This is a genomic window from Proteus vulgaris (assembly GCF_016647575.1).
Taxonomy (GTDB): Bacteria; Pseudomonadota; Gammaproteobacteria; order Enterobacterales; family Enterobacteriaceae; genus Proteus; species Proteus mirabilis_B.
The window spans coordinates 2,228,229-2,251,691 of record NZ_CP032663.1; the positions used below are offsets into that span (position 1 = coordinate 2,228,229).

Sequence of the window (23,463 nt, forward strand, 5' to 3'; positions counted from 1 at the left end):
AACATTCAATCAATATTAACTATTGTTTATCACAATTAATTTACATATCGATATGGGAGGACGTTGTGAAAATTTGAATCTTTGCAACTAATTCAATTAGTTAACAAAGAATGCAACTTTTAACTTTTAGATAAATAAATTTTTGGAATTTCTGATGACAACTCTTAACAGCACAAAAAAACCGCAGAAAGACAAGCTAAACTCTGTTGTTTTTTTCGCTTCAGCAACGCTAATTTTGGCGTTCTCTTTTTTCACTATTTTGATGACAGAAACAGCAAATAAATGGATTGTGGCAACACTGGGATGGGTATCAAAAACCTTTGGTTGGTACTATCTATTAGCGGCAACGTTATACATTGTTTTTGTTATTTTTGTTGCTACATCTCGTTTTGGAAATATCAAATTAGGACCTGAGCAATCAAAACCCGAATTTAGTGTTTTAAGCTGGTCTGCAATGTTATTTGCAGCCGGTATTGGTATTGATTTGATGTTTTTCTCCGTGGCGGAGCCCATTACTCAATATATGTTACCGCCAACAGGTGAAGGTGAAACAATAGAAGCAGCCCGTCAGTCGATGGTGTGGACTTTATTCCACTATGGCCTGACGGGCTGGTCTATGTATGCACTTATTGGTATTGCTCTGGGCTATTTTAGCTATCGTTATAATTTACCCTTAACCATACGCTCTGCACTTTATCCCATCTTTGGAAATCGTATTTATGGTCCAATTGGTCATACAGTTGATATTGCTGCCGTATTGGGAACTATTTTTGGTATTGCAACAACATTAGGTATTGGTGTTGTCCAACTTAATTATGGTTTAAAAGTTCTTTTTGATTTGCCCCAAGGATTGGGTGTTCAAGGTGGGTTAATTCTATTATCTGTAATTATGGCCGTTATTTCGGCAACATCAGGTGTTAATAAAGGGATCAGGATCTTATCTGAACTCAACGTACTTCTCGCATTGGGGCTTATTTTATTTATCTTATTTGCAGGTGATACTGAGTTTTTATTAAATGCACTGGTATTAAATGTCGGTGATTATACTAATCGCTTTTTAGGTATGACTTTAAATAGCTTTGCATTTGATAAACCAACAGATTGGATGAATAGCTGGACGCTCTTTTTCTGGGCTTGGTGGGTTGCATGGTCGCCTTTTGTTGGACTCTTTTTAGCACGTATTTCAAGAGGACGAACAATCCGACAATTTGTCATAGGCACCTTAATTATTCCTTTTGTTTTTACGCTGCTATGGTTATCTATTTTTGGTAATAGTGCTTTATATGAAGTGATCCATGGCAATAAAGAACTCGCACAAACAGTATTGGAAGCGCCCGAAAAAGGATTTTATTCATTATTAGAACTCTATCCAGGTTTTGGTTTAACGGCTTCTGTCGCCACAATTACGGGATTACTATTTTATGTTACTTCTGCCGACTCTGGCTCATTAGTATTAGGCAATTTCACCTCTCAATTAAGCCATGTTAATAACGACGCACCCAATTGGCTTCGCATTTTCTGGTCTATTGCTATTGGTTTATTAACGTTAGGTATGTTAATGGCGGATGGTATTTCTGCCTTACAAAACACAACTATAATAATGGGATTACCCTTTAGCTTTGTTATTTTCTTTATTATGGCAGGGCTTTATAAATCATTAAAAGTCGAAGATTTTAGACGTGTTAGTTCGCTAAATACCAATGCGCCAGCACCACTTTATGGTAATACTACGATGAATTGGAAACAGCGTTTAGGGCGGGTTATGAATTTCCCGGGAACGACCTATACACAACGCATGTTAGATTTAACCTGTATGCCAGCAATGCAAGATGTTGCTAAAGAGCTTTTACTGCGTGGAGCTAAAGTCGAATTTAATTATTACCCAATTGAAGATAATGAACGCTTACATCATTTAGAGCTTGTGGTCGATCTTGACCAAGAGCAGAACTTTGTTTATCAAATTTGGCCACAGAAATATTCAGTGCCTGCATTTACCTATCGTGCTCGTCGAGGTAAATCAGATTATTACCGTTTAGAGACTTATTTATGGGAAGGCTCCCAAGGAAATGACTTAATGGATTACACCAAAGAGCAAGTAATTACAGATATTTTAGATCAATATGAAAAGCATCTAAATTTTATTCATCTTAGTCGTGAAGCACCTGGGGCAACATTAACGTTCCCTGAGTCAAATTAAATCCTCACTTAAAATAAAAAAGGAGATCATTATTTGATCTCCTTTTTATGCGATTAATTTTCTATTTTACTGAAATAAACAGCAATCCCACACCTAAAAGAATTAATAACACTCCAATAATCTTATCGGCGACTTGCTGATGAGAAAGTATTTTAGCTCGTAAAAGCGGAGTGGAGAAAAAAAGTGCAACACAACTAAACCATATCCAATGGGCGATTGAGATAAACATTCCATAAGAAAGGTTTATCCAAAGTGGGTTACTTAAGTTGGCAACTTGCGTATAAAGTGCAATAACAAACAACATCGTTTTAGGATTTAAAGCATTAGTAAAAAAACCAACCCTTAATGCTTGGAACATATTGGGTGCTGAATTGACCGCATTCTCAATGGTCAGTTGTGTTTTATTCGTTAACGATTTAACCCCTAGATAAATTAAATATCCAACACCTAATAATTTCATAATAAAAAAGAGCGTTGGTGATCCCATAATAATAAAAGAGATACCAAATACAGTGTAAAAAACATGTACTTGTACTCCAATCGCAATACCAATTGCTGTCATTAACCCTACTCTTACACCGTAGGAATAACTATTTTTTGTCACCATAGCAAAATCCGGTCCTGGGCTAATAACTGCCAATATTGTAATCATCGCCACAGCAATTAGTTCACTCATTGTTCTTCTCACTCTCACTTTTGAATCAATAATAAGTAATAAAAAGTGACATAAAATATGTTCTTCTTTTAATGAAAACCTATTTAACTCACCGCCAATAACCCTATTTTGCTGTCTTGACTAAAAATAAAAAGCGATTTATCTTGCAGTATATCTGTGACTTTTCATCATCTATTTTTACAACTCAACTTTATCGCTTATCTTTATGAAAACACCTTCTTTAACATCATTGCGCTTTTTTAATAGTGCCGCTCAAACAGGTAGTTTTGTGAGTGCAGCAGAACAACTCCATGTCACCCACAGTGCCGTTAGTCGACAAATACGGTTATTAGAAGATGAATTAGGTATTCCTTTATTTGAACGACGTAATCGCGCGGTTTATTTAAATGAGGCGGGTCGATATTTATATAAAACAACGTCTTCAATTTTTGAACAATTAGAAGAAACCGTCTCGCATCTACGTTCCCCTTTAAATAATCCGGTGTTAGTGGTTTCCTGTGAGCCCACTATTGCGATGAAATGGCTTATTCCACGCTTATCTCACTTTTATACTTTATATCCTGAAATAACGTTGCATTTAGTTGCCGCTGGTGGCGCTATTGATTTCAATAAAGAAGGTGTCGATTTAGCATTTCGACGAGATGATTTTTTATGGCATAAGAATATTTATGCAACAAAAATATGTGATGAGCGAATTGGTGCTGTTGTAAAGCCGAATAATATTCATCATTCAAATAAGCAATTAACAACGCTCTCTCGCCCCCAAGCTTGGCAAGATTGGTATCAATATTCAGGTATACAATCTACTTATACTCATACCAGTCAATATGAGCATTTTTATCTTGCTATTCAGGCTACTCTTGCGGGATTAGGTACGACCATTGCCTCTTTTCTTATGGTACAAGATGAATTAAAAGATCAACAACTTATCGCCACACATGGTTTTGTTAAAGATAACTCAAGCTACTACTTGCTTTCTCCAAGTGAGATCATGCCCGACTCAAAACAGGATAAGTTTAAAAACTGGATCATTGCTGAAGCGGAAAAATGCGCAATAGAGACTGAAAGATCACGGGAATAATCCTATTTTTATCTCAAAAATACTCGGTTATCTGTTTGCTCCCATAAAAACAAGATGAATAAATAATTATTTTTTTATCATATTTATTTACTTCTATCTTTTTTTTAGTAATCTATGAGAACTAATAAAACATAGAATAATTTTACTTGGGAAACATAACATGAATCGTCGGTCATTTTTAACATCATCAAGCCTTGTTATTGGCGGATTATCATTAAGTTCTTTTGTAAGTTCTGCTTATGCCAATGAAGTATTAAAAAATAAATTGGTATTTAATGCAGAAAATCCGTTACTGCTTAATTTCAATGAAAACTCATTAGGTATGTCGCCTAACGCTAAAAAAGCGATTATCGATGCTTTACCCAATGCATTTAGATATCCAGATGATGCGCGTAGCGAATTAATTAGCGAATTAGGGAAAGAATTTAAACTTTCAGATAAACATATCACCTTGGGCAACGGCTCATCTGAAACAATTCAAGCAGCCGTGCAATTTGTGGCAAATAAAGCACAAAAAGAAGGTAAAGTAGTTCAACTTATTGTTCCTGATCCGACATTTAACTATGCCGAACTTTATGCAGAACCTTTAGGTGTAAAAATCGTTAAAGTGCCTGTTGATAATACTCTCGCTTTCGATTTAGCAACTATGCAGAAAAAAGCTCAAGAGTTTGATGGTATTAGCATGGTGTATTTGTGCAATCCGAATAACCCAACCGCAATGTTAACCCCTAGTGCCGATTTATCAAATTGGGTGAAATCAGCAAAAGAGAATGTCTTTTTTATTATTGATGAAGCTTATGCCGAGTTTGTTTCTACCCCTAAATTTGTCAGTGCTATTACGTTAGTAGCTGAGGGTTATAAAAACCTGATTGTAACTCGTACTTTCTCTAAAATTTATGCTTTAGCAGGACTACGTGTGGGTTATGGCGTTGCCGTACCCGAAGTGATTGCACAAATTGATACTTTTGTTTCTATTGATAACACCAATACTGCTGGTGCCGTCGCCGCACTTGCTTCGCTAAAAGATGCACCTTATGTAGAATATAGCCGTAAGTCGATTGATGTTTCACGCCAAATAGTGGTGGATGCATTAAAAGAGCTCAATATTGAATATGCACCATCTCATGCAAACTTTATTTTTCATAAAGTTAAAGGCGATGTAAAAACCTATCAAAATAGAATGAAAGAGGCGAATATTATGGTGGGTCGTGAATTCCCGCCTGCTTTTGGTTGGAGCCGTTTAACTTTAGGCACACCAGAAGAGATGAGCGCTTTCGTCATTACATTAAAAGCCTTTAGAGCTAAAGGTTGGATTTAATCTGATTTAACGCTTATTTTATTGGTTGCTTATTTTATTGATTGATTAAAAACGCCCTTGAAAATAATATCAAGGGCGTTTTTATTTATCGTTATTTATTACTGTTCTTGTAATTCTAACTCAGCAATAACAGGAAGATGATCACTTGCATCCGACCATTTAAATGTTGCTGAATCTTGTGGGATGGTCATATTTTTGATATCCCAAACCTGTCCTTTAAACGTAAAGATATGGTCGATATCGATGGCTGGATTAATTGCTGGCCATGTCCGTTTATCACTATTTAGTTTTTCAACAGGGTTCCAAAAATAGTTAATTTCTTGGATTGGTTGTTCATTGGCAGTGGAGTTAAAATCACCCGCCAATATTTTTATTGATGTTGAAATATTATCAAAGCCTGTTTCTGTATCACCAATTGCAGCATCTAGAATATGTCTTACTTGACCGATACGAATAGTGGGATCTTTTTGCCAATCAAGGTGTGTTCCCATAATAATAATTGGTGAATCAAACCCCGGTTTAGTAATTTGTGATAATAAAACAATACGTTGTTCTGCATTACCTGAAGGCAGATTAACGACCTGTGATTTATCAATTTTGTATTTTGATAAAATACCAACACCATATTGCCCACCATCAAAATCGAGCGCTTTACCAAAAGCAAACTGCATATTATTGGCTTTAGCTAATTCTTCAAGCTGGTTAATATTTTTACTACGTGCTGTTTTATTATCAACTTCAGTGACAACAATAACATCGGCATCAATATTTTTGATGGCTTGGTTAAGCTTATCAAAATTGGTAACATCCGCTGAAACTTCATTTTTACCAATATTATAGGTAGCTACTTTCAGTGTCGGTTTATTATTTTGATACACCTTATTGGGTGTACCGCCTGATTGTACAGCAAGGATTTCTGAGCCTGTGGTGTTTGCTACTGCCATTGATGACAGTAATACACCAGTGCTGACTAGGATAGATATTGCACTTTTTTTCATAATTTCCCCGAAAAATAAACAGAATGCTAATGGATGGTCAACAATAAACTATCACACTGAAAATATGACGCAGTGATACAATCCACAAAGTTATTTCGAGATGAAAAAAATCAACCTGATATTGCGACATTAAAAGCCCTTAGCGCTAAGGGGTAGGTTTAGTCTGATAATAATATCACTATAAAATAGTACCGGTTTTATTTATTTTTAATTTCCAAATAATATTCCATTACGTTATAAATAATTAATACCATCTTTAATTTATTATTTAAAATGAAAACAATGACATTTACTATCTCTAGTATTTTAGTTCAATATATTAAAGACTAATAATATTAATTTTGATTACGTATTATTACTTGAATAAAAATTTATTTTTTGTGAATTTCGCCTTAAGAATAAAATCAATACATTGATAATTAGCATCTTGCTTGCTATAACTAAAATTATTGAATAAAAATATAACTTTCAGTTTAAAGACAACAAATAAATTTTATTATCTTTAAAAATGAATAAGTAATATCTTTTTTATCACTTTCTGAAATAGGGTTACAACAGACAAGGACAGCAATATTATTAAATCAGCATCACAAAAAGGATAACCCATGTTATTACATCAACTGAAATTTCCCTTACTGTTTATTTTGAGTGCCACCCTATTAACCGGCTGTTTGTCCTTAAAAGAAAAAGCCGCGATTAAAGCGGAACAGGATAGAGCTGAGCAACAGCGTTTAATTGACGAAGAAATTAAAAGTTATGGCCCTCCCGCCGTGATTTATCGTATTGATGACCACCGCTTTTTTACCTTGGAGAAATATAATGAAAGGCGCAGTGGTTCAACTTATTACAACAATACTCAAAAAGGAATACACCAAGAAATTATTCGCTCCTCGGCTTGCCGTTATCAAGGTCGCTTAATTTGGGCAACCGAACGCGATGATGCTTTTGCTTTTCCGGGGGTATTGAGTCGTGTGACCAGTCGTTGCGCAGGAACAAAAACAGGTTGCGTTAACGTTATTCTTGTTACCCTTGATGGTGGAAAAAACTTTAGACCCACAAATGGTGGATTTGGTGGCAATACTGATCACCCCGGTTACTACTCTTCTTTTTTCGATATCATTGTCACAGATGAGGGATTTTATTTAGGAGAAACTGCTGTCAGTCGCCGAAAAGCTAATGATGAATTAGCTAAACCTTGGTGGAGAAAATTTTATTTTGATCCCACAGATTCTAATTATGTTCATAGTAGTGTCGGGGATAAAGAATCTCCCTCTTCAGCACTTAAAACGCCCTCAGGACAAACCCGCTTTGATTGCAGTGCCCCTTCTATTTACCCTATTTCACAGGCGGAAAAATGATGAGCAATCGAAACCAAACCCATTAATTAGCACCACCAAACGTTCTAAGAAAGAAGAAGGCAAAAAGCCAATAAAGTCAATAAAGCCATTCACGATAACAGCTAACGTTTAATCGCTTTATTTAATTATTCACTTTGTTGTTTTCAATAAAACGGTATCACAAAAAGGATAACCCATGTTATTACATCAACTGAAATTTCCCTTACTGTTTATTTTGAGTGCCACCCTATTAACCGGCTGTTTGTCCTTAAAAGAAAAAGCCGCGATTAAAGCGGAACGGGATAGAGCCGAGCAACAGCGTTTAATTGATGAAGAAATTAAAAGTTATGGCCCACCCACCGTGATTTACCGCATTGATGACCACCGCTTTTTTACCTTGGAGAAATATAATGAAAGGCGAGAAGGGATCACCTATTACAACAATACAAAAAACAATATCCATCAAGAAATATTATACGGATCAGCTTGTTTATACCAAGGACGCCTAATTTGGGCAACTGAACGCGATGATGCTTTAGTTTTCCCTGCGGTACTGAGTCGAAGAACAGATCAATGCGCAGGCACTAAATGGGGTTGTGTTAACGCGATCCTAGTCACTCTTGATGGTGGAAAAAACGTTAGGCCCACAAATGCGGGTTTTGGTATTCATACTGATCACCCCGGTTACTACTCTTCTTTTTTCGATATCATTGTCACAGATGAGGGATTTTATTTAGGAAAAACAACGGTCAGTCGGCGGAAAACTAACGATGAATTAGCCGAGCCTTGGTGGCGTATCATTTATTTTGATCCTACCGATTCTAATTATGTCCATAGTAGTTGGGGAGAAGAAAAAAAACCACCTGAAAACTTAAAAACTCCATCAAGACAAACCCGTTTTGATTGCAGTGCCCCTTCTATTTACCCTATTTCACAGGCGGAAAAATGATGAGCAACAATAAACCAACTCGTTGGCTAAAGCCTAAAGAGTGCATTGATGGTAGTCAAGAATGGCGTTCTATCACTCACGCTGCCAATATTGGTGGAGAAATCCATGTTAAACCCCATTTACCAGGAATTATTATTTTTGTTCACGGGGTAAATTCAGAAGGAGAGTGGTATAACGACGCAGAACGAGAACTTTGTGCTGGTCTTAATGAACGGTTAAATTTAACTAATACAGATTATCAATTAAAACAAAATGAATATTATGAACCCAAATTTATTTTAGATGAAAAAAATTATGATAATAGCCATTATATTTATGAAGAGCCTATTCGAACATTAAAAAAGTTAGGTAATTCCCCCGTGATCCGTTTTTATTGGGGATATCGAGCAACCGATGATGATTTAGGCCAATACTGTATTCCACTAAAAAATAAAGAAGGAGAAAGCTATCACCGCTTAGTTAATGAAATGCTCAATCCTGAATATAGCGATGAAGAGGATGGGATCCCGACATTAGAAGATATAGATAAATTAGATTTTATAGAAAAATATAATGCTCTACCTTCTCGTGAAAAAAGCGCTTTTATTCATGAAAATATTAAACATAAAGGCCCTTTTTTCTGGGGTGGAGGGCCATTTCAAAATGGCTGTAATAATTTAGTCAGTTTATGGAGCAAACACGGTTTTAGTAATCTCGCCATGTTATGGACAGTGATCCCTACCCCTATCCCTTTTAATATACAAGCCTTTAACCCTGAATCAGATCGGTTATTAACAAAGTCTCCTCCTCGTCACTATTATGCTCATGCTGTAAAACGGCTAGCCAATTTAGTCAAGAAAATACGTGAAAACAACCCCTATGATACTGTTACTGTTATTTCACACAGCCAAGGCACGATGATAGCGTTAGCCGCCGCAGCGATTGAAGCCCCTGATAGCCTCTTTGTTTTAAACTCTCCTTATGCCACAAAAGATAATTTCTTAAATAGTTACTCTTATGTTTACAATGAAAACATTAATGAAGCACATCGAGAAGCAACCCTAAAAGAAATTATTGATAAAATCGCAAAGAATAAAAATCGATTAAAGGGATCGCCTTGTGGATATTCAAGTCTAGTTGTCGGGGAAAGTGAAGATCAAAAAAGTTGGACTCCTGATGTAATAATATATAAAGGGAATAAGCTTGGTATTAGAGATAGCGAGAATAAAGAAAATAAAGAGAATATCGAAATTAATAAAGAAAAATTCACTAAAGGTGAATTTATTAAAGAAAGAGATAATCACGGACAGTTCTATATTTATTGTAATCCACACGATCGTGTAATGGGATCATCACCGTTAGAAAGTATTGGTTGGTGCCCACTTCCTAATATTAAAGAAAGAGGACAAATACAGCATCATCCATTATTTGCCCTTGAGCATCCACCCTATATCAGAATGTTAGCACGTAATACGCCTTGTGGTGGAAAACCTAATCCAAAAACTATATTTACTGATGCAAATAGACGATTCAGTGATGGTAATATTTTTTGGGACAGCAATACCAAAACATTAGAAGGCTTCGCATGGCCTGAGCCTTCAGCTAATATTTCACTAAATATTAATGCTCCAGAAGTACCTCACCCTATTACAGCAGCCGAATTAGCAACCTTTGATGAAGATTTTGCTGTAATAGAAAAAAAAGAGGAGAAATCAGCCCCTGAAATTGATATAGATGCTGATAAACAGAAAAAAGAGATACCTTTAGGTCAAGGTTATGGACAATTAATATATAACCCCAAAAGTAGGAGCTATGAGCCCAAAGATGCCGAATATTACTTCTATAAAGATCTCTATTCTTATCAACATCGTATTTGGGTAGAACTCACTCCCGAAGAGAGAAAAGTACTCAAGAATAATCGACTATTAGATCCTCAAGATCAAAATGCAACCACAAAGTATGAAACCTTAGAAGAGATGAGAAAACGTATTCGCGAATACAACCAACGTCCTACTGACCATGGTACATTACCAAGAAATTCACTGTTTCTTCGTCGCGTAGTCACTTATGACTTACCTATAGGTTATTGTGAAATCGGCAGAAGCCCAGAAAAGATGGATGAGTTAAGAAAATATGCGGATTGGCTAAGTGGCTCAGATATCTATATGGAAAAAGGTGAATTAGATTTACCAGAAATGCCAGATATCATCGAAAACCCGTTAAAGAAAAAATAACAATAAATGCCCAATATTCTAAATCTTAAAAATAAGAAGTCCGCTTGAATTTATTCAAACGGACTTCTTCTCTTATCAATACTTATTGATTACATTAAAGCGGATCCACTTTTAAACAAGAGACTGCGTGGCGGAAGCTTCCTTCTAATAAAGGACGTGTTTTTGCACATTCTTCATCAGCCATCGGACAACGTGTACGGAATATACAGCCTGATGGCGGATTAATCGGAGAAGGTAATTCCCCCTCTAATAAATCAATATGCTTGTTACGCTCTTTATCGGGATCAGGAATAGGCACTGCTGACATCAGCGCTTTGGTATAAGGGTGTAATGGATGATGATAAACTTCATCATAAGTCCCTAATTCCACCGCGTGTCCTAAATACATCACCAATACACGATCTGAAATATGTTTTACCACTGCCAGATCATGCGCAATAAAGATCAAAGATAATCCCATCTCTTTTTGAATATCTTTCAGCAAGTTAACTACTTGAGCCTGAATTGATACGTCTAATGCTGAAACAGGTTCATCACAAATCACTAATTTAGGCTCTAGAATTAACGCGCGAGCAATACCGATACGTTGGCATTGTCCACCTGAGAATTCGTGTGGGTAACGGTTAATTAAGTTTGGCAATAATCCGACTCGCATCATCATTGCTTTCACTTTTTCAACCACTTGCGCCTGTTTCATTTTAGGATGATAGGTTTTAAGCGGTTCGGCAATGATATCGCCAATCGTCATTCTTGGGTTTAAGGAAGCCAGCGGATCTTGGAAAATCATCTGGATATCTTGGCGAATATCGCGCCATTGCTTATTCCCCATTCCCAGTAAATCATTACCTAACCAAGTGACTGTACCGCCAGAGGCTTTGACTAATCCAATAATGGCTCGTGCAAATGTCGATTTACCACATCCAGATTCACCAACAACACCGAGTGTTTCACCTTCATATAAACGTAGTGTGACACCATCAACGGCTTTGAGGCTTTTTTTAGGTTGCCAAAACCACTGTTTATTATCTTGAACATCGAAATAAACTTTTAAGTCATTCACTTCAAGAATAACTTTTCTATCTTGCAATATGGCTTGAGTCATACCAATTCCTCCACCGCTTTAAAACAGGCACGTAATCGCCCTTGTGCAAATTGCTCTAATTGAGGTTCACTCGTTAAGCATTGCTCTGTTGCATATTGGCAACGAGGTTGGAATGGGCAGCCTTTTGGCAAACGTAATAAATTAGGCGGATTACCCGGAATGGTAGCGAGTCGCTCATCTTCACCATCTAAGCGAGGCACAGCCTGTAACAAGCCGATGGAGTATGGATGTGAGGGTTGATAGAAGATATCACGCGCTTTACCGTACTCCATAGTACGCCCTGCATACATCACCAATACTTTATCACAAATACCCGCAACCACTCCCAAGTCATGGGTGATCATAATAATCGCGGTGTTTAAATCATTTTTAAGCTCATTGAGTAAGGTCATGATTTGTGCTTGAACCGTCACATCGAGTGCCGTTGTGGGTTCATCTGCAATTAAAAGTTTTGGCTTGCAAAGTAATGCCATTGCAATCATCACGCGTTGACGCATACCACCGGAAAACTCATGAGGATACATGCTCATACGTTTATGGGCTTCAGGCATTTTTACGGCATCTAACATACGCACTGATTCCGCATAAGCATCATTTTTGCTCATGCCTTTATGAAGCATTAATACTTCAATAAGCTGCGCACCCACTTTCATATAAGGGTTTAATGAGGTCATTGGATCTTGAAATATCATGGATATTTCTTCAGCGCGCATTTTATTAAATTCACTTTGGCGAAGATTTAAGATCTCACGACCATTAAAATTAGCACTACCCGCTGTACGACCATTTTTAGCCAATAATCCCATTAACGCGAATGCGGTTTGTGATTTACCTGAACCCGATTCACCAACAATCCCTAAGGTTTCACCTGCTGATAATTCAAAGTTGAGTTTATTAACGGCAGTAACATCACCATCTGCGGTACCGAAAGTCACGCTGAGATCTTTAACACTTAATAACGACTTGCTTGTTGAATTTGTCATTTTGTTCTCCTTAACGATCTTTCGGGTCTAATGCGTCACGTAAGCCGTCACCGATAAAGTTAAAGCAAAACAGTGTGACAACTAAGAACGAAGCCGGGAAAAGTAACAACCAAGGAGAAACTTCCATTGAGTTTGCACCATCACTTAATAGTGCGCCCCAACTACTTAATGGCTCTTGTGTTCCTAAACCTAAGAAACTTAAGAAGGATTCAAATAAAATCATACTAGGTACTAATAAAGAGGCATAAACCACCACCACACCTAATACGTTAGGTACGATATGTCTTAGTACGATATTACGTGATGACACACCACAGACTAATGCCGCTTCAATAAACTCTTTACGTTTTAGACTTAAGGTTTGTCCTCTTACAATACGCGCCATATCGAGCCAAGATACCATTCCGATCGCAACGAAAATCAGTAAGATATTTTGACCAAAAAATGTCACCAATAAGATAACAAAGAACATAAATGGGAATGAGTTTAAGATTTCCAGCAAACGCATCATCACAGAGTCAACACGTCCACCAATATAACCTGCCATTGCGCCATACAGCGTACCCACAATAACAGCAACAAAGGCAGCAGCAATACCGACCATTAATGAAATACGCCCACCAATCGCAACACGGACGAGTAAATCGCGCCCAGATGAGTCTGTACCAAAATAGTGAGAAGAGGCAAAATCAGGTGCCATTGACATCATTTCCCAATCTGTATCGTCATAAACAAAAGGCGATAACATTGGGGCAAAAATAACAAATAATAAAATAAAGAAAAGTAATACGAGGCTCGTAATAGCCGCTTTATTGTGCATAAAACGACGACGAGCGTCTTGCCATAAACTACGGCCTTCAATATCTAGCTGCTCCGAGAAATTCCCCAGAGCTTCGCTGTTTTCCTTCAGTGATAACATAACGCGCTCCAGTGTCTATTAATAACGAATTTTCGGATCAATAACAGCATATAAAATATCGACAATCGCATTAAAGAAAATCGTTAATGCACCTACGATAATGGTTAAGCTTAATACCAATGAGTAATCACGGTTTAAAGCACCATTAACGAATAATTGTCCGATACCCGGCAATCCAAAGATGGTTTCAATAACCATTGAGCCCGTAATAATACCGACGAATGCAGGTCCCATATAAGAGATAACAGGTAGCAACGCAGGTTTTAAAGCATGACGCAGTACAATTCTTTTCATCGGCAAGCCTTTCGCTTTTGCCGTTCTGATAAAGTTTGAGTGTAAAACTTCAATCATTGAACTACGGGTAATACGCGAAATACTGGCGATATAAGAAAGTGACAGCGCAATCATCGGTAGCAACATATATTGCACCGCACCGCCATTCCAACCACCCGCCGGTAGCCACCTGAGTGAGATAGCGAAAATAAGAACCAGCAGTGGTGCGACAACGAAACTCGGTATTACAACCCCCGTCATGGCAAAAGTCATGACGGTATAATCCCATTTGGTGTTTTGATTCAGTGCGGCTATCACGCCTGCCCCCACACCTAAAATGACAGCAAAAATAAATGCCGACAGCCCTAATTTAGCTGAAACAGGGAATGCTTTACCGACTAAGGTGTTTACACTGTAGTCTTTATATTTAAAAGAAGGCCCTAAATCCCCTTTCGACAATTGAATTAAATAATCGAAGTATTGCTTATAAATGGGATCGTTTAAGTGATATTTCGCTTCAATATTTGCCATAACCTCCGGTGGAAGTTTCCTTTCCCCTGTAAAAGGGCTACCGGGTGCTAAACGCATCATAAAAAACGAAATCGTTATTAGAATAAATAGAGTCGGTATCGCTTCTAAAAAGCGACGAAAAATAAATTTGAGCATTGCCCGTTCCTATAACACAAACCTATTCAGGCGTGACGATAAAAAGACCTTGCCTTAAAAAAGACAAGGTCTCGCCCGATTACTTAGCAATAATGTACAAGTCTTTAGTATGTAAATTATCTAATGGATCTTTACCTGAATAACCACCCACATAAGGTTTAACTAAACGGGTGTTTACATAGTAGTAAAGTGGAACAATCGCCGAATCTTTATCTAACACACCTTCAGCTTTTTGATAAATAGCGGCACGTTCGTCATCAGATTTCACACGTAAAGACTCTTTGATCAATGCGTCAAATTCTGTGTTTTTATAGTGAACGGTGTTGTTACTGCTGTAAGACAACATCATGTTTAGGAATGAAGAAGGTTCGTTATAATCCGCACACCAACCTGCACGTGCAACATCATAAGTTCCTTGGTGACGTGTATCTAAGAACGTTTTCCACTCTTGGTTTTCAAGAGAGACATCTGCACCTAAGTTTTTCTTCCAAATTGAAGAGGCAGCAATGGCCACTTTTTTGTGAAGATCAGAAGTGTTGTACAGCAGTTTAAATTTCAGTGGATTGGCTTTGTTATAGCCCGCCTCTTCTAACAATTGGCGTGCCTTTTCATTACGTTGTTCTTGAGTCCAAGTCGCAAACCACTCTGGTTTACTCTCTTTAATGCCATCAGTGAATGGAGGGGTAAAGCCGTAAGCTGGGATATCACCTTGGTTTTTCACTTTATAAGTGATGATATCTCTATCCATTGAAAGCTTAAGTGCTTCACGAACACGCGGATCATTAAACGGTGCTTTCTCATTATTAATTTCATAATAATAAGTACATAAATATGGGCTTATGCGCAATTCATCTGGGATCTCTTTTTTCAGTTTTTGGAAAAGTTCGATCGGTAAATTGCTATATGTCATGTCGATTTCACCCGCACGATAGCGGTTTACGTCGGTGACTTCTGATGAGATAGGTAGGAACGTGACTTTATCAATAACGGTACTTTTGTTATCCCAATAAGTTGGGCTACGCTCTAAGACAATACGTTCGTTAACTGTCCAGTCTTTTAAATTATAAGCGCCGTTGCCGACGAAGTTAGCAGGTTGTGTCCATTTCTCGCCAAATTTTTCAATGACTTTTTGGTTAACTGGCGACATGGAGGAGTGAGCTAATAATTTTGGTAAATAAGGCACAGCTTCAGATAAAGTGACTTCTAATGTGTTGTTATCTAGTGCCTTAACACCTAACTCTGTGGCTTTTTTCTTACCCGCAATAATATCGTCGATATTTACGATATGTGCATATTGCAGATAGCTTTCATAAGGAGATGCCGTATTAGGATCAGCTAAACGTTGCCAGCTATAAACGAAGTCTTGTGCCGTAACAGGTTCACCATTTGACCATTTAGCACCTTCACGAATTTTGAATGTCCAAACGGTGAAATCTTTATTTTCCCAGCTAGTTGCAGAGCCCGGTAAAATTTCACCATCTGGGCCAACAATTGTCACGCCTTCGAAAAGATCACGTGCTAATGCAGATTCAGGAACGCCTTCGATTTTATGAGGATCAAGCGATTGTGGTTCAGAGCCGTTATTACGTACAAGCACTTGTTTTTCGGCTAATTTCACCCCGTCTGGAACAACAGCAGCATTAGCCGTTAATGCTGATAATCCAAAGATTGCGCTTATTGCAATCGCCAACGCACTCTTTTTAGTTAAATTACTCATCTTATAAAATACTCCCAGTTAGTGAGCTGGTTGTTAGACAACCATTCTGTGATGTTCAGTTGTGTTTTAGAACGGTTTACACAACTTATTGTTTTTACAAAAAATAAATCAATCTTGCTTATTTGCTATCAGTGCTTAATTGCCTGATAGCATTATAATTTTTTATGCCGCTAGCCTTTTTGTGTAGCTTTTTATTGTTTTACTACTTTTTAAGTTACTTTTAATGATTCAAATCGCACATAACTATAGAATATCGGTAATTTACCAGTTTTAGTTATCTGCCTTTATAAAATAGCGCTTTAAGTCCGTATAATCAAAGGGGTCTTTACCTGTAAATCCGCCCACTTTTGGACTAACTAATCTAACACTGACACGATAATAGACAGGCACTATCGCCGAGTCCTTGTCTAGCAAGGCTTCAGCGCGTTGATAGAGTTGGTGACGAGCCCCTTTATCTACTGCGATTAAGGCATTATTTAATGCATCATCGTAATCATTATTTTGATAAAAGACGGTATTTAGACTGCTAGTGGAAAGAAATGAATTTAAAAATGAGGTAGGTTCATTGTAATCTGCGCACCACGTTGCTCTTGCGACTTGGTAATTACCTTGATTACGATTTTCTAATGCAGTTTTCCATTCTTGGTTTTGCAAAGTCACATTTGCACCAATACTTTTTTTCCACATTGACGCTGCCGCAATTGCCTGCTGTTTATTTTGTTCTGAAGTATTGTAGAGCAAAGTAAAAGTCAGAGGATTTTGCCCATCGAATCCCGCTTCTTTTAATAATTCACGCGCCCTTTCATTACGTTGTTGTTGTGTCCAATAAGCCCATTTAGGGGCTTTAAAATTACCGTTGCCAATAAAAGAAGGTGTAAAAGAATAAGCAGGTATTTGTCCTTGCCCCATTATTTTTTCAGCAATGACTTGTCTATCAAGAGTCAGTTTTACTGCTTCTCGAACTCGCGGATCATCAAAAGGGGCTTTTTTATTATTTAATTCATAATAGAAAGTACATAAATACGGTGTGACATGTAAATTCTTTGGTTGTTCCTGCTTCATTTTTTTATAAAGAGCAGGAGGAATTGCGCTATTAGTGATATCGATTTCACCACTGCGATAGCGATTAACATCACTGGTTTCAGAGCTTATTGGTAAAAATATGGCTTGTTCAATAATGGTATTTTTATTATCCCAATAAAGTGGATTACGCTTTAAAGTCACTTTTTCATTCACAACCCAATTTTCAATAACATAAGCCCCATTGCCAACAAAGTTTTCAGGACGAGTCCAATTCACACCGTATTTTTCAACAATCTCTTTTTTAACGGGCTTCAACGGTGTGTGACTGACCATATCGATTAAATAAGGAATTGGTTTGGTTAAATTGACTTGCAAAGTGTGAGGATCTATTGCTTTCACACCTAATGTTTCAGGGGATTTTTTACCACTAAGAATATCTGCAATATTTTCAACATAAGCATATTCGAGATAACTGGCATAAGGTGAACCCGTTTTAGGATCTACTACTCGGCGCCAACTATAAACAAAATCTTCAGCAGTAACTGGAGAGCCATCACTCCATTTTGCATCTTCTCGCAAATAGAATGTCCACACCTTGTTATCATCTGTTTCCCAGCGTTGTGCAACGCCCGGCATACTTTCACCATTCGGCCCAACATAAGTCAGCCCTTCTAATAAATTTAAAATAATATTAGTTTCTGGTGCGCCTTCTACTTTATGCGGATCAAGAGATGAAACCTCAGTTCCGTTATTAATTACAATATTCTGTTGTTTTGCCAGAATAGTACCTTCTGGAAGAGTGACGGCATGAGAAAAAAAGGAGGTTAAGACAAGTGACATAATACTGAGTGGAAACACTGTTTTTAACGTAACTTTATTTTTCATGGGTACCTCTCCTAATAAACAATAATTTATAGCGGGGTCGCTCAATTAACGTTAGGTATCGTTGTTAAATTTTGATTGTAATATTTGTGGCTCTTAGATATTTGCTGATATTAACGAGATAAAAAATGATAACAACACCTTTCTTTTTTACACTTATCGTAAATTTTGTCAATTAATGCGGTATTCTTATCACTTAACTTTATTGAGCCCTCTAGCGTTCTATCTTGAGAAAATAAAAAATACATATCGAGAAAGGCAAAACAACAAATAAACATTAAATTAACATCATGCAAGTTTTATAGATAGAAAACCTACTTAGCTCACAAAATTAATATAATTAGGATGGGTTTTAACCAACTTGCAGAACTTTATGATGCTTCGTTTGTAAAGAGTTTCTCTTTGAAATTAATTATAAATAACAATAAATTCATCTTTAGACTGAATAATAATTCTAATTTAAAAATATTTATAGATTATTAAATATTCATTTTTATTGTTTATTTTTAAAATTTAATCTAGATGTTTAATTGAAATAAAAATAAAAAAAATTTCATTTATATTTCTATGAGTTAGATAAAAAACCTCTTTAATATACATCTCGAATATTAAAGAGGTTTTTAATTTTTAAATGATAGCTTCAGTTTTTTCAGCTATTAAGCCGACTTTGATTGAAACCATTGTAGCTTTTCATTCAATGAAACGACCTCTCCCACTATAATCAGTGCCGGGCTTTCCATTGTTTCTGCCATCTCTGCCAGTTGACGTAATTGACCAACAATCACTTTTTGTGTTGTTAACGTCCCTTTTTCGATAATAGCGACAGGCATCGTCGCGCACATGTTTTGGCTAAGTAGCATTTGCTGAATATAGGGAGCTTTACTTAATCCCATATAAAACACCAAGGTTTGATTTTTTTGTGCAATACATTGCCACTGCGCTTCATTTAATCCTTTGCCATGCCCCGTAATAAAGCGAACACTTTGTGCATAATCTCGATGCGTTAAAGGAATGCCAGCATAAGTCGTACAACCTGATGCTGCCGTAATACCGGGGATCACAGAAAATGGAATGTGATGTTCAATCAAGGCTTCTAGCTCTTCACTACCTCGACCAAAAATAAAGGGATCGCCCCCTTTTAATCTCACTACTCGTTTTCCTGCGGTAGCTTCTTTGATTAAGATTTGATTGATCTCATCTTGAGGAACACAGTGAAAACCCGCTTGCTTACCAACATAAATACGTTGTGCATCTCTACGAACTAATGCCATAACATCATCGGACACTAATCTATCGTAAACCACTACATCAGCTTGCTGGCACTGCTGTAAACCTTTAATGGTCATTAACCCTGCATCACCCGGCCCTGCGCCAACTAAAACAACACTGCCTTGAGGTTGCTGATTTTCAGATAACAGTGCGCTAATACGTCGCTCAATACCGTCGTCTCTTTGCGCTTCTATTTCGGCTTGTAATGTTTTATCTGCAAAAAATTGCTCCCAAAAATAACGTCTGGCATTCATAGATGAAAAACGTTGTTTTATTTGCTCACGTAACTTTCCAGCAAGTTGTGCTAACGCACCTAGATAATTAGGGAGTAACTGCTCAATTTTTTCTCGCAAAATACGAGCGAGTACAGGTGCTTTTCCGCCCGATGAAATCGCCACCACAATAGGAGAGCGATCGATAACAGAAGGCATAATAAAACTGGCTTGCTCTGGTGAATCCACCACATTACAAAATATCTGTTTCTCTGTTGCCGATTGAAAAACCTGTTGATTCACTTGTTCGCTATCTGTTGCAGCAATAACAAGCCATTTCCCAGATAAATGAACCTCATTAAATATTCCTGTGATACAGTTTAATTTTTGCTCAGTGTGCCATTGCATAAACTGCCCTGTAAACGAAGGCGCGATAACAGAAATAATGGCTCCCGCTTCCATAAGCAATCTCGCTTTACGTTCAGCAATCTCACCGCCTCCCACTAATAAACAAGGTTTATCTTTAAGCTGACAGAATATTGGAAAGTAATCCATATTCGTTCCCCTATTTATTGTGATGACGTATTACGGCTACGCACGCTAACCGTGTTACCTTCAACCTTGACATCAAAATGCATGATCGAGAAATTCTCATCTTCAAGGCAGAAACCATCCGTTAAACGAAAATGCTGTTTTTTTAGCGGACTGACGATATACAGCTCATTTTCATGTTCAGCAATTAATCCTCGTGATAAAACACTAGAATGTGCAAAGGGATCGATATTACTTAACGCATATAAACGCGCATCAGAATAAGGGCGAAATATGGCAACGTGATCTTGTTCCACCAGCGCACAAACACCTGTTCCCGGGGTAATATCATCTAGTTGGCAAACCGCTATCCATTGACTCATGATTGCGCCTCCTCAGTGACCAATTTGATATCAATACGTTCATGTAAACGTGCGGGACGATGTTGAAATCGTTCTTTTACCGTTTGCACTGTCGGATCAGGCATTGGATTATTAATAAAGTGGGCAAAACGTTTTAATGCTTTTGGAGAATCAACTGTTTCTTTCCATTCACAAGCAACGCGTTCTTGTAAGGTTTTAAGTTCTTTTTCCAGTTGTGCATTTAAGCCTAATTTGTCGTTAATAATGACATCACGTAAATATTCAATGCCGCCTTCTAAATTATCTAACCACACTGAAGTGCGTTGCAGTTTATCGGCGGTGCGAATATAAAACATCATAAAGCGGTCGATATAATGCACTAACGTTTCCTCATCGAGATCAGAAGCAAAGAGATCTCCGTGGCGTGGTTTCATACCACCATTTCCACCGAAATAGAGGTTCCAGCCTTTATCTGTGGCGATAATACCAACATCTTTGCCTTGTGCTTCAGAACATTCACGAGTACAGCCTGATACGCCAAATTTCATCTTATGAGGTGTTCTAATACCTTTATAGCGATGTTCTAACGCAACGCCCAAACCTACACTGTCACCAACACCGAAACGGCACCAACTGCTGCCTACACATGTTTTTACCATACGCAGTGCTTTCGCATAGGCATGACCTGTTTCAAAACCTGCGGCAATCAGTTTTTCCCAAATAGCGGGCAAATCCTGTTTGTGCGCACCGAACATCGCCATTCTTTGCGAACCCGTAATTTTGGTATACAAATTGTATTCTTGAGCGATTTGCCCAATAGCGATAATACCTGCTGGGGTAATTTCACCACCAGGAGAGCGAGGAATAATGGAATAAGTCCCATCTTTTTGCATATTCGCGAGAAAGTTATCGTTAGTATCTTGCAGAGAAACTAAATCATCACGCAAGATATACTCATTCCAACATGAGGCAAGCAATGAACCGACTGTTGGTTTACACACTTCACAGCCATAACCTTGACCATGTTTTTTCAATAACTCATCAAAGCTTTTTAGCCCTTCTACACGAATAAGATGATAAAGCTCTTGGCGAGAATAGTGGAAATGCTCACAAAGATGGTGATTAACTTCAATACCTTGTTTGGCTAATTCTGCATTTAAGACTTGAGTCACCAGAGGAATACAACCACCACAACCTGTACCTGCTTTAGTTTCCGCTTTAATGGCAGCAACTGTATGACACCCTCGTTCAATTGCTTGAATAATGTCGCCCTTTGTAACATCAAAACATGAGCAGATTTGTGCCGTTTCAGGTAGTGAATCAACACCGATTGCCGGCTTACTTCCAGCATGTGCCGGTAAAATCAAAGAGTCTGGGTGCTCTGGTAACTCAATGGTATTAAGTGATAGTTGTAAGAGATTGCCGTAATCTTCGGTATCACCCACTAAGACAGCACCTAATAGGTATTTATTATCTTCGCTAACAATCAGGCGTTTATAAATTTCTTTGCCTTCATCCAGATAGATATAGCTACGACATCCTGCTTGATTTCCATGAGCATCACCGATACCGCCCACATCGACACCAAGAAGTTTTAATTTTGCACTTAAATCGGCACCCTGAAAGACAGAGTGATGCCCTAATAAATTATCAACAGCAACTTGTGCCATTTTGTAGCCCGGCGCTACTAAACCGAAGGTTTTATTTTGCCAAGATGCACATTCACCAATGGCATAAATATCAGGATCTGTTGTTTGGCAATAATCATTAATAACAATGCCGCCTCGTGGAGCAATATCTAAATCACACTGACGAGCTAACTTATCTTTTGGGCGAATACCTGTGGAGAACACAATAAAATCAACTTCAAGAGATGTACCATCTGCAAATTGCAGTGTTTTACGTGCATTTTCCCCAGTTGATAATATTTCTTGTGTGTTTTTAGAGGTATGCACTTTGACACCCATACGCTCTATTTTTCGCTTAAGTTGTTCACCACCTAATGTATCAAGCTGTTCAGCCATTAATGTTGGCGCAAATTCGATAACGTGAGTTTCAATACCTAAGCTTTTTAACGCGCCAGCAGCTTCTAGGCCTAACAGTCCACCCCCAATTACCGCCCCTTTACGGCTAATACGTGCGCAAGATTCGATAGCGTTTAAATCTTCAATGGTCCGATAGACAAAACAATCCGGTGAGTTATTTCCCTTAATTGGAGGAACCCACGGATAAGAGCCTGTTGCCATCACTAATTTATCGTAACTGACACAACGCCCTGTATTAGTGTGTACCACTTTTTCGTCACGATTAATGGTTATCACGCGCTCACCAATTAATACGTCTATTTGGTGTTTTTCGTAATAACCTTGTTTAACTAAGGAGAGTTCTTCAGCGGTGTGATGTGAGAAATAAGAAGAGAGATGGACTCTATCATATGCAACGCGAGATTCTTCACAAAAGACGACAATATTAAATTCTTCATTGCCACCTTTATCAATCAGCTCTTCGATATAACGGTGTCCGACCATACCGTTACCGATGATTGCGAGTGTTTTCTTGCTCATTTTTGCCTCAGATTTAAAGATTTCTAAGGCTAAAATACGAAACTACTCATAAGAGATATTGATGGATATCAAATACAGCTCAATCAATTCAGCTACTACAACTTAATAGTCAATAGGTTACTACTAAAGGAGTATTTCATCATCATGTTCTTGCGGTTAATTATTCTTCTACCATAATTAATTTTAGCTAC

The 23,463-nt window shown here is 37.7% G+C and carries 17 protein-coding genes; 6 read left to right on the forward strand and 11 right to left on the reverse strand.

What is annotated here, in order from left to right; all coding sequences use genetic code 11:
• Window positions 1–154: 154 nt before the first annotated feature.
• Window positions 155–2,197, forward strand: coding sequence for a choline transporter (locus D7029_RS10410; RefSeq protein ID WP_088495385.1), 2,043 nt, complete (start codon window positions 155–157; stop codon window positions 2,195–2,197).
• Window positions 2,198–2,258: 61 nt separating this feature from the next.
• On the opposite strand, the gene D7029_RS10415 is transcribed toward D7029_RS10410, so the two are convergent.
• Complete coding sequence (locus tag D7029_RS10415; RefSeq protein WP_194950622.1) at window positions 2,259–2,873, reverse strand: LysE family translocator; 615 nt, start codon at window positions 2,871–2,873, stop codon at window positions 2,259–2,261.
• A 205-nt stretch (window positions 2,874–3,078) separates the two neighbouring features.
• Here D7029_RS10415 and D7029_RS10420 point away from each other — a divergent pair, with 205 nt between their 5' ends.
• Entirely contained in the window at window positions 3,079–3,954 is an 876-nt protein-coding gene (locus D7029_RS10420; protein ID WP_194950623.1) for a LysR family transcriptional regulator, read from the forward strand.
• Window positions 3,955–4,114: 160 nt separating this feature from the next.
• Entirely contained in the window at window positions 4,115–5,272 is a 1,158-nt protein-coding gene (locus D7029_RS10425; protein WP_194950624.1) for a pyridoxal phosphate-dependent aminotransferase, read from the forward strand.
• A gap of 98 nt (window positions 5,273–5,370) precedes the next feature.
• On the opposite strand, the gene D7029_RS10430 is transcribed toward D7029_RS10425, so the two are convergent.
• Entirely contained in the window at window positions 5,371–6,270 is a 900-nt protein-coding gene (locus tag D7029_RS10430; RefSeq protein ID WP_194950625.1) for an endonuclease/exonuclease/phosphatase family protein, read from the reverse strand.
• A 605-nt stretch (window positions 6,271–6,875) separates the two neighbouring features.
• Here D7029_RS10430 and D7029_RS10435 point away from each other — a divergent pair.
• The 3 genes from D7029_RS10435 (at window position 6,876) to D7029_RS10445 (ending at window position 10,769) form a co-directional block, all read left to right on the forward strand.
• Window positions 6,876–7,628, forward strand: coding sequence for a T6SS immunity protein Tli3 family protein (locus D7029_RS10435; protein WP_194950626.1), 753 nt, complete (start codon window positions 6,876–6,878; stop codon window positions 7,626–7,628).
• Window positions 7,629–7,803: 175 nt separating this feature from the next.
• Window positions 7,804–8,556 carry a T6SS immunity protein Tli3 family protein gene (locus tag D7029_RS10440; RefSeq protein ID WP_194950627.1) on the forward strand — a complete coding sequence of 251 codons (753 nt, stop codon included), beginning with the start codon at window positions 7,804–7,806 and terminating at the stop codon, window positions 8,554–8,556.
• On the forward strand, window positions 8,553–10,769 hold the full coding sequence (locus D7029_RS10445) for a hypothetical protein (protein ID WP_194950628.1): 2,217 nt from the start codon (window positions 8,553–8,555) through the stop codon (window positions 10,767–10,769). Before D7029_RS10440 ends, D7029_RS10445 begins: the two co-directional genes overlap by 4 nt.
• Window positions 10,770–10,863: 94 nt before the next feature.
• On the opposite strand, the gene oppF is transcribed toward D7029_RS10445, so the two are convergent.
• From oppF to nirB, 9 genes are all read right to left on the reverse strand, one after another.
• Window positions 10,864–11,871 carry a murein tripeptide/oligopeptide ABC transporter ATP binding protein OppF gene (gene oppF, locus D7029_RS10450; RefSeq protein ID WP_194950629.1) on the reverse strand — a complete coding sequence of 336 codons (1,008 nt, stop codon included), beginning with the start codon at window positions 11,869–11,871 and terminating at the stop codon, window positions 10,864–10,866.
• Window positions 11,868–12,854, reverse strand: a complete 987-nt coding sequence (locus tag D7029_RS10455) for an ABC transporter ATP-binding protein (protein ID WP_088495381.1) — start codon at window positions 12,852–12,854, stop codon at window positions 11,868–11,870. Before D7029_RS10455 ends, oppF begins: the two co-directional genes overlap by 4 nt.
• Window positions 12,855–12,864: 10 nt before the next feature.
• Window positions 12,865–13,773: an oligopeptide ABC transporter permease OppC gene (oppC, locus tag D7029_RS10460; RefSeq protein ID WP_023581989.1), complete on the reverse strand. Its 909-nt coding sequence runs from the start codon at window positions 13,771–13,773 to the stop codon at window positions 12,865–12,867.
• A gap of 18 nt (window positions 13,774–13,791) precedes the next feature.
• The gene (gene oppB, locus D7029_RS10465) at window positions 13,792–14,712 is read right to left on the reverse strand and encodes an oligopeptide ABC transporter permease OppB (protein WP_069368989.1); all 921 of its coding nucleotides are present in this window, start codon (window positions 14,710–14,712) and stop codon (window positions 13,792–13,794) included.
• Between the two features lie 79 nt (window positions 14,713–14,791).
• On the reverse strand, window positions 14,792–16,429 hold the full coding sequence (gene oppA / locus D7029_RS10470) for an oligopeptide ABC transporter substrate-binding protein OppA (protein ID WP_194950630.1): 1,638 nt from the start codon (window positions 16,427–16,429) through the stop codon (window positions 14,792–14,794).
• Window positions 16,430–16,699: 270 nt separating this feature from the next.
• Complete coding sequence (locus tag D7029_RS10475) at window positions 16,700–18,337, reverse strand: ABC transporter substrate-binding protein (protein WP_194950631.1); 1,638 nt, start codon at window positions 18,335–18,337, stop codon at window positions 16,700–16,702.
• Window positions 18,338–18,990: 653 nt separating this feature from the next.
• On the reverse strand, window positions 18,991–20,370 hold the full coding sequence (cysG, locus tag D7029_RS10480; protein WP_194950632.1) for a siroheme synthase CysG: 1,380 nt from the start codon (window positions 20,368–20,370) through the stop codon (window positions 18,991–18,993).
• A gap of 14 nt (window positions 20,371–20,384) precedes the next feature.
• The gene (nirD, locus tag D7029_RS10485; RefSeq protein ID WP_194950633.1) at window positions 20,385–20,729 is read right to left on the reverse strand and encodes a nitrite reductase small subunit NirD; all 345 of its coding nucleotides are present in this window, start codon (window positions 20,727–20,729) and stop codon (window positions 20,385–20,387) included.
• Window positions 20,726–23,272, reverse strand: a complete 2,547-nt coding sequence (nirB, locus tag D7029_RS10490; RefSeq protein WP_194950634.1) for a nitrite reductase large subunit NirB — start codon at window positions 23,270–23,272, stop codon at window positions 20,726–20,728. The genes nirD and nirB overlap by 4 nt, the downstream gene beginning before the upstream one ends.
• Window positions 23,273–23,463 lie beyond the last annotated feature (191 nt).

Coding starts and splice junctions, on each gene's coding strand:
- D7029_RS10410 (WP_088495385.1), top strand. CDS start 155: ATGACAACTCTTAACAGCACAAAAAAACCGCAGAAAGACAAGCTAAAC.
- D7029_RS10415 (WP_194950622.1), bottom strand. CDS start 2,873: ATGAGTGAACTAATTGCTGTGGCGATGATTACAATATTGGCAGTTATT.
- D7029_RS10420 (WP_194950623.1), top strand. CDS start 3,079: ATGAAAACACCTTCTTTAACATCATTGCGCTTTTTTAATAGTGCCGCT.
- D7029_RS10425 (WP_194950624.1), top strand. CDS start 4,115: ATGAATCGTCGGTCATTTTTAACATCATCAAGCCTTGTTATTGGCGGA.
- D7029_RS10430 (WP_194950625.1), bottom strand. CDS start 6,270: ATGAAAAAAAGTGCAATATCTATCCTAGTCAGCACTGGTGTATTACTG.
- D7029_RS10435 (WP_194950626.1), top strand. CDS start 6,876: ATGTTATTACATCAACTGAAATTTCCCTTACTGTTTATTTTGAGTGCC.
- D7029_RS10440 (WP_194950627.1), top strand. CDS start 7,804: ATGTTATTACATCAACTGAAATTTCCCTTACTGTTTATTTTGAGTGCC.
- D7029_RS10445 (WP_194950628.1), top strand. CDS start 8,553: ATGATGAGCAACAATAAACCAACTCGTTGGCTAAAGCCTAAAGAGTGC.
- oppF (WP_194950629.1), bottom strand. CDS start 11,871: ATGACTCAAGCCATATTGCAAGATAGAAAAGTTATTCTTGAAGTGAAT.
- D7029_RS10455 (WP_088495381.1), bottom strand. CDS start 12,854: ATGACAAATTCAACAAGCAAGTCGTTATTAAGTGTTAAAGATCTCAGC.
- oppC (WP_023581989.1), bottom strand. CDS start 13,773: ATGTTATCACTGAAGGAAAACAGCGAAGCTCTGGGGAATTTCTCGGAG.
- oppB (WP_069368989.1), bottom strand. CDS start 14,712: ATGCTCAAATTTATTTTTCGTCGCTTTTTAGAAGCGATACCGACTCTA.
- oppA (WP_194950630.1), bottom strand. CDS start 16,429: ATGAGTAATTTAACTAAAAAGAGTGCGTTGGCGATTGCAATAAGCGCA.
- D7029_RS10475 (WP_194950631.1), bottom strand. CDS start 18,337: ATGAAAAATAAAGTTACGTTAAAAACAGTGTTTCCACTCAGTATTATG.
- cysG (WP_194950632.1), bottom strand. CDS start 20,370: ATGGATTACTTTCCAATATTCTGTCAGCTTAAAGATAAACCTTGTTTA.
- nirD (WP_194950633.1), bottom strand. CDS start 20,729: ATGAGTCAATGGATAGCGGTTTGCCAACTAGATGATATTACCCCGGGA.
- nirB (WP_194950634.1), bottom strand. CDS start 23,272: ATGAGCAAGAAAACACTCGCAATCATCGGTAACGGTATGGTCGGACAC.